14 protein-coding genes and 2 pseudogenes are annotated in these 16,181 nt (G+C 38.3%); 11 read left to right on the top strand and 5 right to left on the bottom strand.

Going from position 1 to position 16,181, the window contains the following annotated elements; all coding sequences use genetic code 11:
- Nucleotides 1–105: 105 nt before the first annotated feature.
- Nucleotides 106–303, top strand: coding sequence for a hypothetical protein (locus tag QRE67_RS25300; RefSeq protein ID WP_286125395.1), 198 nt, complete (start codon nt 106–108; stop codon nt 301–303).
- A 102-nt stretch (nt 304–405) separates the two neighbouring features.
- Here QRE67_RS25300 and QRE67_RS25295 read toward each other — a convergent pair whose 3' ends face one another.
- Both QRE67_RS25295 and map read right to left on the bottom strand, forming a co-directional pair.
- Nucleotides 406–1,803 carry a M28 family metallopeptidase gene (locus tag QRE67_RS25295; RefSeq protein WP_286122897.1) on the bottom strand — a complete coding sequence of 466 codons (1,398 nt, stop codon included), beginning with the start codon at nt 1,801–1,803 and terminating at the stop codon, nt 406–408.
- A gap of 597 nt (nt 1,804–2,400) precedes the next feature.
- Nucleotides 2,401–3,147: a type I methionyl aminopeptidase gene (gene map, locus QRE67_RS25290; protein WP_286122896.1), complete on the bottom strand. Its 747-nt coding sequence runs from the start codon at nt 3,145–3,147 to the stop codon at nt 2,401–2,403.
- Nucleotides 3,148–3,319: 172 nt separating this feature from the next.
- Here map and QRE67_RS25285 point away from each other — a divergent pair, with 172 nt between their 5' ends.
- The 4 genes from QRE67_RS25285 to QRE67_RS25270 are packed head-to-tail and all read left to right on the top strand — an operon-like array spanning nt 3,320 to nt 6,684.
- Nucleotides 3,320–4,222, top strand: a complete 903-nt coding sequence (locus QRE67_RS25285; protein WP_286122895.1) for an ABC transporter ATP-binding protein — start codon at nt 3,320–3,322, stop codon at nt 4,220–4,222.
- Entirely contained in the window at nt 4,219–4,953 is a 735-nt protein-coding gene (locus QRE67_RS25280; RefSeq protein WP_286122894.1) for an ABC transporter permease, read from the top strand. Before QRE67_RS25285 ends, QRE67_RS25280 begins: the two co-directional genes overlap by 4 nt.
- Nucleotide 4,954: 1 nt before the next feature.
- On the top strand, nt 4,955–6,085 hold the full coding sequence (locus QRE67_RS25275) for a sensor histidine kinase (RefSeq protein WP_286122893.1): 1,131 nt from the start codon (nt 4,955–4,957) through the stop codon (nt 6,083–6,085).
- Nucleotides 6,082–6,684 carry a response regulator transcription factor gene (locus QRE67_RS25270; RefSeq protein WP_286122892.1) on the top strand — a complete coding sequence of 201 codons (603 nt, stop codon included), beginning with the start codon at nt 6,082–6,084 and terminating at the stop codon, nt 6,682–6,684. Before QRE67_RS25275 ends, QRE67_RS25270 begins: the two co-directional genes overlap by 4 nt.
- 83 nt (nt 6,685–6,767) lie before the next feature.
- On the opposite strand, the pseudogene QRE67_RS25265 reads toward QRE67_RS25270, so the two are convergent.
- Nucleotides 6,768–6,905: pseudogene (locus tag QRE67_RS25265) on the bottom strand (bacillolysin); the annotation flags it as partial.
- A 212-nt stretch (nt 6,906–7,117) separates the two neighbouring features.
- On the opposite strand from QRE67_RS25265, the gene QRE67_RS25260 reads away from it, so the two are divergent.
- Together QRE67_RS25260 and QRE67_RS25255 are read left to right on the top strand one after the other, a co-directional pair.
- The gene (locus QRE67_RS25260) at nt 7,118–7,975 is read left to right on the top strand and encodes a helix-turn-helix domain-containing protein (protein WP_286122891.1); all 858 of its coding nucleotides are present in this window, start codon (nt 7,118–7,120) and stop codon (nt 7,973–7,975) included.
- A 282-nt stretch (nt 7,976–8,257) separates the two neighbouring features.
- A complete protein-coding gene (locus QRE67_RS25255) occupies nt 8,258–8,404 on the top strand; it encodes a quorum-sensing peptide PapR (RefSeq protein WP_286122890.1) in 147 nt (48 codons plus the stop codon).
- A 355-nt stretch (nt 8,405–8,759) separates the two neighbouring features.
- On the opposite strand, the gene QRE67_RS25250 is transcribed toward QRE67_RS25255, so the two are convergent.
- The gene (locus QRE67_RS25250; RefSeq protein ID WP_502874005.1) at nt 8,760–8,978 is read right to left on the bottom strand and encodes a hypothetical protein; all 219 of its coding nucleotides are present in this window, start codon (nt 8,976–8,978) and stop codon (nt 8,760–8,762) included.
- Between the two features lies 1 nt (nt 8,979).
- On the bottom strand, nt 8,980–10,173 hold the full coding sequence (cls, locus tag QRE67_RS25245; RefSeq protein WP_286122889.1) for a cardiolipin synthase: 1,194 nt from the start codon (nt 10,171–10,173) through the stop codon (nt 8,980–8,982).
- Nucleotides 10,174–10,670: 497 nt separating this feature from the next.
- Between cls and QRE67_RS25240 the strand changes: the two genes are divergently transcribed.
- From QRE67_RS25240 to QRE67_RS25225, 4 genes and pseudogenes are all read left to right on the top strand, one after another.
- Entirely contained in the window at nt 10,671–12,782 is a 2,112-nt protein-coding gene (locus QRE67_RS25240; RefSeq protein WP_286122888.1) for a (Fe-S)-binding protein, read from the top strand.
- A gap of 9 nt (nt 12,783–12,791) precedes the next feature.
- A pseudogene (locus QRE67_RS25235) lies at nt 12,792–14,080 on the top strand (acetyl-CoA C-acetyltransferase).
- A gap of 18 nt (nt 14,081–14,098) precedes the next feature.
- Nucleotides 14,099–14,950, top strand: coding sequence for a 3-hydroxybutyryl-CoA dehydrogenase (locus QRE67_RS25230; protein WP_286122887.1), 852 nt, complete (start codon nt 14,099–14,101; stop codon nt 14,948–14,950).
- Between the two features lie 92 nt (nt 14,951–15,042).
- Complete coding sequence (locus QRE67_RS25225) at nt 15,043–16,173, top strand: acyl-CoA dehydrogenase (RefSeq protein WP_286122886.1); 1,131 nt, start codon at nt 15,043–15,045, stop codon at nt 16,171–16,173.
- The last annotated feature ends 8 nt before the right edge of the window (nt 16,174–16,181 follow it).

The raw sequence follows: 16,181 nt of genomic DNA, 5'->3' as shown, positions 1-16,181 counted from the left end.
GGACAAACTAAAAAATTACTATTGATATTACTCCCTTTAGGTAGATATTCAAAAAAACTTCATGATAATGTGAAGAAAAGAATGCAACCTGAGGGGGGGGTTTCTATGGCGAAATTAGAAATAGTATTTTGTAAAGCTTTGTTCTTGAATGGTTGCAGCAGTAGCTTTTGTTTCTGGAATAAAAGCAGTAGCTCCTGTCCAGCAAAAGTTAATACACCTGCAAGAATCGTTTTTTTTTATAATAGAAATGCCTTCTTATCAAGTATAATCATTATTGTTGTATTTAGTTATTATTATATTTAGTATTATACATGATGATACCTTGAAATAAATATGCTTTTATGCATATTTATTTTTTTTTAACAAAAAAAGCCATCACTTTGGAGTGAGTGGCTTTGGTGATAATTAAGCTGCTTTCTGCTCTGTTTGTACCGCCGGTTTTTGCAGAACATCATAAACACCAGTACCAATGACATCTAAAGCCATTTTCATACGCTCAGGTGACATGTTTTCTAGAATATTATCTTGCGGCGTATGATATACCTTTTCAATATGATAGATGAGTGGATCCCAGCTGTCTACGCCCATCCAAATGAAGAGTGCAGCAGGTATACCAGCTTCATAAAATGGTACATGATCGCTGGAACCGAATTTTCCTTGTAGAACAAGTGGGTTATTCAGCTGTTTACTAGCGTTTAATGCCGCATCTGTTACAAGATTCGTAGAACCATCCGGTGTCATTGCATATAAATTTTTCGCTTTATCATAGTTTGTTGCAACCATATCAGCATTAAAGACACCTAAAATGCGATCTTTTTCAGCTTGTGATAAGTTTTCAACATAATGATCAGAGCCGATTAGACCTACTTCTTCAGAACCAAAAGCAATAAAGCGGATTTCTTTATCACTTTCTACATTTTTAAATGCTTGAGCTAACTCTAGTACTAAACCAGTGCCAGACGCATTATCATTTGCACCAGGTGCTCCAACAACACTGTCGTAATGTGAACTTACGATGACAGCTTTTTCATTTCCTGTACTATTTTTCGGTTTCTTTTTCGCAATAACGTTTAGAGACTGTAAGTTTGCATCATGTCGTGCTTTTAAAGAAAGTATTGTTTTACCTTGCTGTATTTTTTCTTTTAACCCATTTCCTTGTGCATAAGCAAGACCAAATACAGGGATTGGTTGCTTCTTCGTTAATCTTGGATTAAACGCTTGTCCGTAGTTTCCGCGGCCACCAATTAGGCTATATAATAAAACCCCTTTAGCGCCTTTTGCAACAGCATTTTCTACTTGCTTATTATAATCAGCTACCGTAGTACCTCTTTCAAATAATACAATTTTACCTTTCACGTCATTGGGGACTTCTTCTGGTTTTGTCCCGTTTGGAACAAAGATAATTGGAGCGGTAACAGGTTCAGCAGAAATAAGAGAATTTGGTGCAGCGCCTGCTTGCCAATTTTTTTCACGAGATAAAGGGAAATCAATAAACCCAATGTATTGATCTGGAACGGAAAAGGGTTGGTATTCTACCTCATATCCCATAGACTGTAATCGCATTCCAATATAACGAGAAGCAGCTTGTTCTTTCGGTGTTCCACTCGGACGTGGACCAATTGTTTCGGATAAAAAACGGACATGTTCAATAGCGCGGTTGGCATCAAGTTGTTTTGCAATAGATGGAGCTGTTATGGTTTCCGATGGAGAATCAGCCTTTGCTTGTCCAAGTGGAGCTAAGCTGACAGCGAGTGATACAGCAAGCAAAGAGCTTACTATTTTTTGTTTCAATGAAATCTTCATGTTTTCCTCTCCCATTCTTCTATTCTCTCTGACTGACAAAAGAAGACGGATAACGACTATATTTTACCTTTTAATTTCTGTATTTTCAATTAATTATGGTTGAGAAATAATAAAATAACCTATATAAATCCATTTTGATTTTTCGACATATAGCCGCGGCTATGGATAATAAAAGGTGACCTGCACTCGTTTTCTCTCTTTATTTTCACTATGTCTGGGCAGGAAAAGGATCTGACCGCTTCTATGCATGGCCGGATGCTCTCTCCCACCTAAAAAGAAGGGTTTTATGTCGGTTTTTAAATTTGTATTTATATATATGTAAATTTGCATATTTTTTGTTGAGTTGTATATGCTATCATTTTATATAAGGATTGGCTTTCTTTCATGCAGGCCCCTAAACTGCATTAATCTAGTGTACCCAAACTTTAGATTATGTATAGAAAAAGAAATTCATAATAGGATTTCTTTTTCTTACGCTTGAGCCTTGTAGTATGGGGGTTATCATGTTCCCGCATTTCATGATAATCTTTAGCAATATTTGTAAAGCATCTATATGAAAAGAAGAGAGATCAATATTGATCTCTCTTCTTTTTTGATTTACAGTTCAGTTAAAATAATTGGCTCGCCGCGTGTGACAACAATTGTATGTTCACATTGTGCAACAAGGCTCTTATCTGGCGTTACGAATGTCCAACCATCATCACCGCGTTCAATGATGTGATCAGCTTTCATAGAGATAAATGGTTCTACAGCTAAAATAAGACCATCTTTAAGCAGTGCATTGTCCATTGGATCAAAATAGCTTAAAACGTGGTTTGGAGCTTCGTGTAAACTAAGCCCAATGCCATGGCCTGTTAAGTTTTGGATAACTTCATAACCATTTTTATGTGCAAAATTGGAAACAGCACGGCCAATTTGGTTTTGTTTTGAACCAGCTTTCACTTTTTTCATTGCTGCCCAAAATGCGTCTATCGCTGCTTGGCAAAGTTTTTCTTTTTCTTCATCTTGTCCTAGAACAAAAGAAATACCTGTATCTGCATAATACCCATCAAGTGCCGCAGATACGTCTACGTTTATTAAGTCGCCTTCTTGAAGTACACGATCTCCTGGAATGCCGTGAGCAACTTCTTCATTTACACAAATACAAGTTGTACCTGGGAAATCATATTCTTTTTCAGGTGCAGAAATAGCACCGTGCTCGTCTAATACCTTCTTACCGATTAAATCAAGCTCTTTCGTTGTCATGCCTGGCTTCGCTTGTTTTTTCATTTCCTCGCGTGCAAGTGCAACGATGCGGCCGATTTTTCGTAAGCTTTCTAAATCTTGTTCATTACGAATAATCATAAAAAACCACTGTCCTTCCTCGAATAAATATCTTACACGATTGTATCACGTTTGTTTTTGTTTCCACAAAGGTTTCATGACATTTGTCATATTCATGTCATGATGTATTTTACTGTTTTCCATCTCTTCCAATTAATACAATGTAAATATAAGGAATAACGGAGGTGGAGAAATGGAACAAATTATTAAAGTAAATGGTGTTTCAAAAACATTTAAATATAAAAAAGCAGTCAATAACGTTTCATTTAATGTGGAGAAAGGGCAAATTGTTGCACTCCTTGGACCAAATGGTGCAGGGAAAACAACAACGATTTCAATGATGCTAGGATTAAAAGATCCATCAGAAGGAAGTGTTTCTATATTTGGAAAGAGTCCAAAACATCGAGCTGTTCGTAATCGCCTTGGCGCAATGCTACAAGAAGTAAGTGTTATCGATAGTATATCAGTGGAGGAAGCAATTGATTTATTTCGCAGTTATTATACAAATCCAATTGCAAAAGAAACATTACTTCAGTTATCGAATTTAGAATCAGAAAAAAAGCAAAGATGTGAAAAACTATCAGGTGGTCAAAAAAGACGTTTAAACTTTGCGCTCGCACTTGCTGGAAATCCAGATTTATTATTCTTAGATGAACCAACTGTAGGAATGGATATCACTTCTCGAAAAAGCTTTTGGGAAACCATTCGAAAGTTAGCAAGTGAAGGGAAAACAATTCTTTTAACAACGCATTATTTAGAAGAAGCTGATGCACTAGCGGATCGTATTTTATTATTTGCAAACGGAAAAATCATTGCAGATGGTACACCTGAGGAAATGAAAGCGACGATTTCTCGAAAAACCATTTCATTTTATCCAAAAGAAAAAATTCCTACAGGCTTGCTGAAGGGATTACCGCATGTTACGGGAGTACAGTTCCATGAACAGCGTGTTATTCTCACAACAGATGATACAGATGCTACGTTGCAAGCAATTTATAAAGAAAACTTACCGGTTACAGATATTTCAGTTGAACGTGGAAGTCTTGATGAAGCCTTTGAACAGTTTGTCGCAAATCAGAAGGAGGGAATTGTATGAAAGCGCTATGGATGCAATGTAAAATAGAGGTCTTACGTACGTTTCGCAATAAATTATTTATCTTTTTCTCATTATTAATGCCAGTTATGTTTTATTACATTTTTACAAATGTGATTCAAGTACCGCAGAACGGGGATGCTTGGAAAGCCCATTATTTAATTTCGATGGCTACGTTTAGTATTGTAGGGACGGCACTTTTTAGCTTTGGTGTGCGACTTTCTCAAGAAAAAGGGCAGGGATGGACACATCTTTTAAAAATCACACCACTTCCAGAGGGTGCATATTTAACGGCTAAAATTATTTCTCAAACAGTGGTAAATGCTTTTTCAATACTTGTAATCTTTATTGCAGGTATGTTAATTAATAATGTGGAATTAACAGTAGGGCAGTGGATTGGCGCTGGATTATGGTTATTAATAGGCGTGACGCCATTTTTAGCACTTGGAACGATTGTAGGTTCAATTAAGAAAGCAGACGCGGCTTCCGGGCTCGCTAACATTTTAAATATGAGTTTAGCAGTACTAGGCGGTTTATGGATGCCAATTGAAGTATTTCCGAAAGCACTAAGAACAATTGGAGAATGGACACCAACATATCACTTCGGAAGCGGGGCATGGGATATTGTAGCCGGAAAATCCATTGTCTGGGAAAATATCGCGATTTTAGGAGGTTATTTCCTTATATTCGTTGTAATATCAATATATATAAGAAAACGACAGGAAGCGGTATAGAATGATAGAAAAGAAGCAATTTGAACTTTTTCCGAAAAGTATGGGATTCTTCCCCTATATATGGTTCGTGTATTTAGTATTTCCAATCTATAATTTAACGCAAGAATCGGGCTGGAAATTGCTATTAGGAAGCGGTATGCTAGTAATCTTTATCATTGCGTACCGCCAGCTTTATTTTGTAGGAAAGACATTTATTTTGTGGGCATGTATTGAAATGGTTATTGTGTTTTTATTTGGGGTTTTTTACAATCCATATTTTGTTTATTTAGGATTTTTTACGGCAAATGCAATAGGGTTTGCACCTACAAAAAAATCATTTCGTCTACTGGTCCCTCTTTTAGTGATGATGCTTGTTACTTTTGTGTTGGTATATAGTCGTAGCTTTACATTAACGTCTATTTTAGGGTCTGTACCGATGTTTATTTTAATGCTTATTACACCTTTTGCAATGCGTAATTTTAACCAGAAAAAGATATTAAAAACGCAGTTAAGTGAAGCAAATGAGCAAATTAAAGACTTGGTAAAACGTGAAGAACGCCAGAGAATTGCGAGAGATTTACATGACACTTTAGGTCATACATTATCTCTTATCACGCTAAAAAGCCAGCTTGTTGAGAAACTCATCGTGAAAAATCCGGAACGCGCTTGTCTAGAAGCAAAGGAAATTACGCAAACATCTCGTACAGCTTTAAAACAACTGCGAGAATTAATTTCGGATATGCGTATGATTACAGTGGAGGAAGAGCTAGAGCAAGTGAAGGTCATACTAGAGGCTGCCAATATTTCGTTAGAAGTAGAGCAGAAGGCGGGTTCAAATGCGTTATCACCGCTTGAACAAAATATTTTAGGTATGTGTTTGCGAGAAGCTATCACAAACGTTGTAAAGCATAGTAAAGCGACAACATGCAAGGTGTCTTTACTTGAAACGCAAGGGGAACTGATTTTGCAGGTTAAGGACAATGGAGTGGGATTACAAGCGCAAGCTAATGATGGAAATGGAATCTTAGGTATGAGAGAACGACTTGCTCTTATAGATGGAGCGCTTAAATTAGGTGGAATGCGACCTGGAACAATGTTAACGGTGAAAGTTCCAATCGTAATTAGAACAGGAAAAGACGAGGTGAAGTCATGATTCGAATCATCATTGCAGAAGATCAACGAATGCTCCGAGGAGCATTAGGTGCGTTGCTTGATTTAGAAGATGACATTGAAGTGGTTGGGCAAGCAGAGAACGGAGAAGAGGCTTTAAAACTGATTGAAAAGTTGCAGCCTGATGTAAGCATTGTGGATATTGAAATGCCGATTCAAAGTGGGCTAGATGTTGCAGAAGCATTGCAGAAGAAAAAATCACCATGCAAAGTGATGATGTTAACGACATTTGCGCGCCCAGGTTATTTTGAAAGGGCGATGAAAGCGAATGTACAGGGTTATTTATTAAAGGATAGTCCAAGTGAAGATTTAGCGGCAGCGATTCGTAATGTGATGAAGGGGAAACGGGAGATTTCTCCGGAGCTAATGTTTGGGCTTTGGCAAGAACAAAACCCATTATCAGATCGTGAGAAAGAAGTAATGCTGTTAGCGAGAGAAGGAAAAACAGCCAATGAAATCGCGAAAATACTCTATCTTTCATCGGGTACGGTGCGGAATTACATTTCAGAGGTATTAACAAAGCTAGATGCTAAGAATAGAATTGAAGCCATCACAATCGCAGAGGAAAAGGGATGGATATAAAGAAAGATGTTTACCGGTTATAGTGGTAAACATCTTTTTCTATTATTCCCCTTTTTATTGTGACTAAGAGATCGTATTTGTGGGCTTGGAACTTGAAGTGCATTGTGTAATGTGGATTTTATTTCATTTTTCGACAAAAAATTTGGTATAGTAAGGTTAGGTTACTGTTCTGGATTTTGGGAAATTTTACCAATAACAATCGCAATTACCCCATTTTTATTCCGCATGAACGGGTGATAAGATCCTCACTGATGGTATAAATTCATCTTTAACATTTCCAATCTAGTAGCTGTATGAGATGAGTCTTGAAGCAAAGTCGATAAATTTCGTATATATTATGCAATATTACATATCAAAAAATGTCGAAAAACCAGTATTGTAGTGGTATGACAACTTGAAAAGTTAGATTTCTGTAATGGGATGGTGAGCTATTATGCACGCAGAAAAGCTGGGAACTGAAATAAAGAAAATTAGAATGTTAAGAGGTTTAACACAAAAGCAGTTGTCTGATAATATATGTCATCAATCAGAAGTAAGCAGGATTGAGTCAGGAGCAGTATATCCGAGTATGGATATATTACAAGGGATTGCATCGAAGCTACAAGTACCTATCACTCATTTTTATGAGGTACTCATTTATTCTGATATTGAAAGAAAAAAACAATTTAAAGATCATATTATACTGCTTTGTAAACAAAAGCAGTATAAAGAAATTTATAAAAAAGTGTGGAATGAATTAAAGAAGGAAGAATATCATCCCGAATTTCAACAGTTTCTTCTTTGGCAGTATCATGTATCGGCATATATGTTAAAAAAGGTAAACTATGAATATTGTATTTTGGAATTAAGAAAATTAATGAACAAGCAACTAGCAGGACTTGATGTATTTCAAAATTTATATGTAGAAAATGCAATTGCAAATATTTATGCGGAAAACGGGTATTTCAAAAAAAGTATAGGATTGTTTCAAGATATTTTAAAGCAATTGGAGTCGCTACATAGCAACGAGGAATTTGCTGTAAAGGTTGGTTATAATCATGCGAAAGCACTATACTTAGATGAACAATATGAAGAAGCACTTTACCAGGTTAAAAAGGCAATTGAAACATCGTGTCGTATAAGCAGCATGACACTTATTGGACAGCTATATTATCAAAAAGGGGAGTGTCTGGAAAAGTTAGGATACGCAGAGCAGGATATTAGAGTTGCTTATGAAAAAGCACTTTTCTTTTTTGATTTATTAGAGCTACATTCCTATAAAAACATACTTTTAAAGAAAATAAATCTGTAAGTCCTTATACTTACTATATAAATACAAATTAAAAAACCGACATAAACCCTTTTTTTTAGGTGGGAGAGAGCATCCGTCCATGCATAGGAGCGGTCAGATCCTTTTCCTGCCCAGACATAGTGAAAACAAAGAGAGAAAACGAGCGCAGGTCACCTTTTGTGATCCATAGCCGCGGCTTATATGTCGAAAAATAAAAATGGATATTAATGGGCATGCATAATTGCATGTAAAATGGATAAATTTTCATGATATATTAAAAGAAAAATATATGGGTGATGGAATATGAAGAAACTTCTTATTGGTAGTTTATTGACGTTAGCAATGGTAGTGGGTATTTCTTTTAGCAATGTAATATTAGATCAAAATCATGCAGTAACAGATCATAATGAAGTGGTACAATTAGCTTCTGATTTACCATTTGAATATTAATATAAAAAGAAACAACCGTCTTATTTAAGCGGTTGTTTCTTTTTGTAACAGTATCCATACATCTTCGACGGGGACGGGCTGACTAATTAAAAAGCCTTGAATTTGATCGCAATTTTGTTTATGCAAAGAAGAAAGGAATTATGAAAAAACGTTACAATTACCATTGTAACGTTGACCGCTTATTCTCTTTACGCCTCCAATAGCAGCGAGTTCATTGACTATATAAATACAAATTTAAAAACCGACATAAACCCCTTCTTTTTAGATGGGAGAGAGCATCCAGCCATGCATAGAAGCGGTCAGATCCTTTTCCTGCCCAGACATAGTGAAAACAAAGAGAGAAAACGAGTGCAGGTCACCTTTTGTTATCCATAGCCGCGGCTATATGTCGAAAAATCAAAATGGATTTATATAATTGAAAAAGTGCCAAATCTTTTCGTTTGCTCTCAATCATAATATCGAAGTCCTGATTTACTTCTTTTGCAATTTTTAAAAAGGGTTGTATAAAAGAAGCATCAATATAATCAGCGTGAGACCGCAATTCTATTTCGTATTCCGCTGATAGAAGTTTCATCCTATAGGAAAAATGCCAGTAATGTCCCAATCCATTCTTTTCCCTTATCAATCAGGGATAGAGAGGAGACATTTTTCCAAGAAAGTAAGGAGGATTCTTCTATGTCTTCGCTAATTTTCGTTTTAATTTCTTTTATAAAGGCTGAATCGTATAAGAGACAATTGATTTCGTGATTGGTATATAAACTTCTCATATCAAAATTGGCCGTTCCAATATCACAAGTATGGCCATCGACCATAATAATTTTGGCATGAAAAAATCCTTGCTGAAATTCATAAATGTTGCAACCTGCTTGAATCAGTTTTCGGCAGTATGGTAATTTCGCTTCCCGAACAAACGGATGATCTGCCCTTTTTGGAACAAGAATCGTGATACGAACGCCGCGCTCTTTCGCTTGTAATAACGCATGCATGAGTTTTTTTCCTGGAATAAAATAGGGTGTACCAATATACAATTCTTCTTTTGCGCTTTCAATCAGGTTTAAAAAGGTTTGCTGTAAGTAAGCACCGTCTGTTGGAATAAAGCGGTGTGGAATGGGGCCTGGCGGTTGTTTAGGGAAATATAACGTTTCTCCTAGTAAATCCTCAGCTGTATCATCGCGCCAGTCGTGCAAAAATTGTGTTTGTAAATCTTGTACCCCTTCTCCTGTAAGGCGCAAATGGTAATCGCGCCACAGGCCCAATTTTGGATCATGCCCCAAATATTCTTCCCCAATATTGAAGCCACCGATATAGCCGATTTTCCCGTCAATAATCGTGATCTTTCTATGGTTTCTTTGGTTTGCGGAAAAAAAGAGAAAAGGGAATTTAATCTTATGACAAAATGAAAAGGAGACACCATGTTGTCGCAATGTACGAATCGCTTCCCTTGATAATTGGTGGCTACCCATGCGATCGAGAAGAAGCCGTACTTGTATGCCTTGTTTTGCTTTTTTGATTAGAAGCTGTAAAAAGGCATTACTTACCTCATCATTTTTAACAATGAAAAATAAAATATGAATGTGGTGCTGTGCCTGCTGTATATCAGTAAATAAGTCATCGTATAAATTTTTTCCATATGTATAAAGTTTAAAATGGCCACGGCGTAAAGGAAAAGAACGAGGCTTAATTTGTTTTAAATGATGCTTTCTTCCATATGAAAGGTCCAGTAGGGCCCATATTACAAACAATAGTAGCAAGAGAGATAAAAAGACCATTATCAAATTACCTCCTCTATATTCATTTCTATAGTGGTCCAATGAATCCAATTTGGATCATAAAACAGGTTCTCTCAACACATTCTTTTTGGGTTACACAGTCATGTGTTTTGTTCAATTTGTGCTACAGTACTAAGAAGAAAATTTGGGAAGATAACCGAACTTGTTAATGATGCTTATTGTATTAGAAATACGTAGTTATTATAGTTTAAACAGAAGTATGTAAGACAATTCAATATTACATGTAGTATTTTAGATGATTTTTCTAGAGAGGGTGGCTCTTTTTTAGTTTCTTCCGAAATAATTGTTGTGGGATGATTCAAAATATCGTCAGTTAAAAACAGTGTTATAAAAATTCTGTTGTTGTATAACAAAAAACTGTTGACTGAATGCTCACTCATTATATAATGGGGATAGGGGATATAAATTCAGAAAATTATTTATTTTCGAAGATTCTAAAAGAAAGAGGGCTTACAAAGAGAGGGGTTGGCATAAAAATGAATAGTTTATTACTTATCAATTGGCTGGCTGCCATTGCCGTTATTGCGTATGCAGGATATTTATTTGTATATCTCATACGAACGAGGATGGCCTACATACAATTAGGTAAAAAGGTAGAATTTGATCGCCGCTTTAAAGAAAGATGGGATCTTCTTAAGGTAAACGTCTTCGGACAAAAAAAGCTGTTGAAAGATAAGAAGAGCGGCATTATTCACGTTATGTTTTTTTACGGATTTATTCTTGTCCAATTTGGAGCAATTGACTTCGTTTGGAAAGGATTAGCACCAGGATCACATCTTCCACTTGGACCACTATACCCTGCATTTACATTCTTCCAGGAAATTATCACACTTATTATTTTAATTGCAGTCTTTTGGGCTTTTTATAGAAGGTACGTTGAAAAGCTTGTTCGTTTAAAACGTAATTTCAAATCGGGCCTCGTTCTCATTTTTATCGGTGGCTTAATGCTTTCTGTACTTCTTGGTAACGGGATGGGCATTATATGGCACGGCGAAGAACTTTCGTGGAGCGAACCGATCGCTTCTGCAACCGCTTACGTTTTTGCGGGTATAAATGAAACCGTAGCCATTTCCGTGTTCTATTTTGCTTGGTGGGTGCATTTACTTATTTTGTTAACGTTTTTAGTTTATGTACCGCAGTCCAAACATGCGCACTTAATTGCTGGACCTGCCAATGTCTTTTTTAGTCGTCTTTCCAATCCAGGGAAGCTTGAAAAAATTGATTTTGAAGATGAAACGCAAGAAACATTTGGTGTTGGGAAAATTGAAGATTTTAAACAAACGCAACTCATTGATCTATACGCTTGTGTAGAATGTGGACGTTGTACGAATATGTGCCCGGCAACAGGAACTGGAAAGATGCTGTCGCCAATGGATTTAATTTTAAAACTTCGCGACCATTTGACTGACAAGGGAGCAGCGGTGACATCACGGACACCTTGGGTTCCGGCTGTTGCCTTTAATAATACACAAGGAAACCAATTAGCGATGATGGCAACTGGGAAAGGCCAGCAAGAATCAGCAGGGGCAACACTTGCGTACGATCCAAGCTTAATTGGAGAAGTCATTACAGAAGAAGAGATTTGGGCATGTACAACGTGCCGGAACTGTGAAGATCAATGTCCGGTTATGAATGAGCACGTTGATAAAATTATTGACTTGCGCCGTTACCTTGTTTTAACAGAAGGGAAATTGGATCCAGAAGCGCAGCGTGCCATGACAAATATTGAGCGTCAAGGGAACCCTTGGGGACTGAACCGTAAAGAGCGTGAAACATGGCGTCAAGCGGATGAGGAAGTATCAATTCCGACTGTTAAAGAGAAAACAAAAGCTGGCGAAGAATTTGAGTACTTATTCTGGGTTGGTTCTATGGGTTCGTACGATAATCGTAGTCAAAAGATTGCCTTATCATTTGCGAAGCTAATGAATGAAGCTGGCATTTCCTTTGCAATTCTCGGTAACAAAGAGAAGAACTCGGGAGATACGCCGCGCCGCTTAGGAAATGAATTTGTTTTCCAAGAGATGGCGACAAAAAATATCGAGGAATTTGAAAAAGCAGGTGTGAAAAAAATCGTTACGATTGATCCGCATGCATATAACACATTTAAAAATGAGTATCCGGACTTTGGCTTACAAGCAGAAGTCTATCATCATACAGAACTATTAGCACAGTGGGTGAAAGAAGGGCGCTTAAAGCCAGTTCACCGTGTGGAAGAAACAATTACGTATCATGATTCCTGTTATTTAGGAAGATACAACGAAGTATACGAAGCGCCGCGCAATATTTTAAAAGCAATTCCAGGCGTAACAGTTGTTGAAATGGAGCGTAATCGTGAAACAGGAATGTGCTGCGGTGCAGGCGGTGGTCTTATGTGGATGGAAGAGACTGCTGGTACACGTATTAATGTGGCACGTACAGAACAAGCGCTTGCTGTGAAACCGACAATGATCGGTACGGGCTGCCCGTATTGCTTAACAATGATTAGTGATGGTACGAAAGCAAAAGAAGTAGAAGAGCAAGTACAAACACTTGATGTAACAGAGATTCTAGAACGCTCTGTCATCGGGCAAAAGAAAGAAGCAATGTAAATCATAAGAATTCATACAACTTTAGAAAGAGGTGCAAGTTTTGCGCCTCTTCTCAACGTAGGAATACTGAGCGAGCGTTCAATCACGCCGTAAAAAAGGAAATGGGGGAATACGTTTTGGTAAGAACAGTGATTTTAAGTGCAACAAGAACACCGGTTGGAAAATTTGGGGGAGCTTTAAAAGATGTAAAAGCAACGGAGCTTGGAGGTATTGCGATTAAAGCTGCACTAGATCGTGCAAATGTGGAAGCAAGCGACATTGAAGAAGTTATTTTTGGAGCGGTTATTCAAGGGGGACAAGGACAAATTCCTTCGCGGCAAGCGGCAAGAGAAGCTGGAATTCCATGGGAGACACGCACAGAAACAGTGAATAAAGTGTGTGCATCAGGCCTTCGTGCTGTTACGTTAGCGGATCAAATTATTCGTACTGGAGATCAATCACTTATTGTAGCTGGTGGTATGGAATCAATGAGTAACAGTCCTTATATTTTACGAGGTGCACGCTGGGGATATCGAATGGGGAATAACGAAGTTGTCGACTTAAATGTGGCAGACGGCTTAACATGCGCATTCTCAGGTATACATATGGGTGTATATGGCGGGGAAGTGGCAAAAGAAGACGGTATTTCCCGCGAAGCACAAGACGAATGGGCATGTCGCAGTCATCAGCGTGCAGTTGCTGCACAAAAAGAAGGACGTTTTGAAGAAGAAATCGTCCCAGTATCTGTGCCGCAGCGAAAAGGTGAACCAATTATTGTCGCGCAAGACGAAGCACCACGCGGGGATACGACAGTTGAAAAATTAGCAAAACTAAAGCCAGTATTTGATAAAACGGCAGCAGTAACAGCGGGCAATGCACCTGGTTTAAATGATGGCGGTGCTGCACTTGTATTAATGAGCGAGGACAGAGCGCAGCAAGAAGGAAGAAAACCGTTAGCAACAATTTTGGCACATACAGCTATTGCTGTTGAAGCGAAGGATTTTCCGAGAACACCGGGTTATGTAATTAATGAGCTCTTGAAGAAAACAGGTAAGACAGTGGAAGAGATTGATTTATTTGAGATTAACGAAGCTTTTGCAGCAGTTGCAATTGCAAGTGCGGATATTGCAGGAATTAATCCGGAGAAGATTAACGTAAACGGCGGAGCAGTTGCGATGGGACACCCAATTGGGGCGAGCGGAGCCCGTATTATCGTTACGCTTATTCATGCGTTAAAACAGCGCGGCGGCGGAATTGGCATTGCTTCTATTTGTAGCGGCGGTGGTCAAGGTGACGCGATTATGATTGAAGTTCGCTAATTAAAGGGGGAGAAGAACATGGGTGTACAAAATATTGTTGTAATTGGTGCCGGACAAATGGGGGCAGGCATTGCACAAGTGTGTGCAATGGCAGGTTATCACGTGTATATACAAGATTTAAAGCAAGAGCAATTAGATAGAGGGTTAGCGATTATTACAAAAAATTTAGCGCGCCAAGTGGAAAAAGGACGTATGGAAGAAGAGGCTAAGCAAGCAACTTTGGACCGTCTTACAACCACCCTTGAACTAGATTGTGTAAAGGAAGCAGATCTCATTATTGAAGCAGCGGTTGAGAAAATGGATATTAAAAAGAAAATTTTTGAGAATTTAGATGGAATTGCACCAGAACACGCGATTTTGGCGACAAATACGTCTTCTTTACCGATTACAGAAATTGCAGCAGTAACAAAAAGACCAGAGAAGGTAATTGGGATGCATTTTATGAATCCAGTCCCGGTTATGAAGCTTGTTGAAATCATTCGTGGATTAGCAACGGACGATGCAGTATATGAAACAATTGAAGACATTACAAAGAAAATCGGGAAAGTCCCTGTTGAAGTAAATGACTTCCCTGGATTTGTTTCGAACCGCATTTTATTACCAATGATTAACGAAGCAATTTATACACTATACGAAGGCGTGGCGACGAAAGAAGCAATCGATGAAGTAATGAAGCTTGGTATGAACCATCCAATGGGGCCATTAACATTAGCAGATTTTATCGGTCTAGATACGTGTCTATATATTATGGAAGTACTTCATGAAGGATTAGGAGATAGTAAATATCGCCCTTGTCCACTTCTACGTAAATATGTGAATGCTGGCTGGTTAGGGCGTAAAACAGGCCGTGGCTTCTACGTGTACGAATAGGAAGTCAATAAGGTAGGTCTCCCTCTTTTTTACAAAGTAGTGGTCTTACCAGATTATCGAATAAATATATGAAACAAATGGAGGCGGGGCATATGAATTTTCATTTCACAGAAGAGCAAAAAATGATGAGAAAAATGGTTCGGGATTTCGCACAAAAGGAAATTGCTCCCTTTGTTCCAAGTATGGAACAAGGGGTGTTTCCTAGAGAGGTTTTAAGTAAAATGGGTGAGCTTGGATTGATGGGGATTCCAATTCCAGCGAAATACGGTGGTGCGGAAATGGACTTCATTTCCTACATTTTAGCTATTCAGGAATTGTCAAAAGTAAGTGCGACAATCGGCGTGATTTTGGCGGTACATACATCTGTTGGAACGAATCCGATTGTATATTTTGGAACAGAAGAACAGAAACAAAAATATCTTCCAAAACTAGCAACGGGTAAATATTTAGGTGCTTTTGCTTTAACGGAGCCAAATGCGGGCTCAGATGCTGGAAGCCTGAAATCACGAGCAGTGAAGCAAGGTGACCACTACGTGATTAATGGTTCTAAGGTATTTATTACGAATGGAGGCGAGGCGGATACATATATCGTATTTGCTTCTACAAATCCAGATGCAGGGAAGAATGGGATTTCAGCATTTATTGTCGAGAAGGATACACCGGGTCTTATCGTTGGTAAAGATGAACATAAGATGGGGCTGCTTGGTTCACGTACAGTACAGCTCACATTTGAAGATATGAAAGTACCGGCAGAGAATTTACTTGGTGAAGAAGGACAAGGCTTTAAGGTTGCGATGGCAAACTTAGATGTCGGTCGTATTGGCATTGGGGCACAAGCGCTTGGCATCGCTGAGGCAGCGCTAGAGTGCGCCGTGGATTATGCGAAGGAGCGCCAACAATTTGGAAAGCCAATTGCCGCGCAGCAAGGGATCGGCTTTAAGCTAGCGGATATGGCAACGAGTATAGAAGCTGCAAGATTACTCGTATACAGGGCAGCTTCAATGCGGGCGCAAGGCCTCCCATGTGGCAAGGAAGCATCTATTGCGAAGTTATTCGCTTCAAAAACAGCGGTGGAAGTCGCAATTGAAGCGGTACAAGTATTTGGCGGCTATGGTTATACGAAAGATTATCCAGTCGAGCGCTTTTTCCGCGATGCGAAAATTTGTGAAATTTATGAAGGAACGAGTGAAATCCAGCGTCTTGTGATTAGCAGAGCGCTATAGAAATCGTT

The organism is Bacillus sp. DX3.1, from assembly GCF_030292155.1.
GTDB lineage: Bacteria > Bacillota > Bacilli > Bacillales > Bacillaceae_G > Bacillus_A.
The sequence above is the reverse complement of the archived record's forward strand: the minus strand, read 5'-3'. Positions and strand labels throughout refer to the sequence as shown.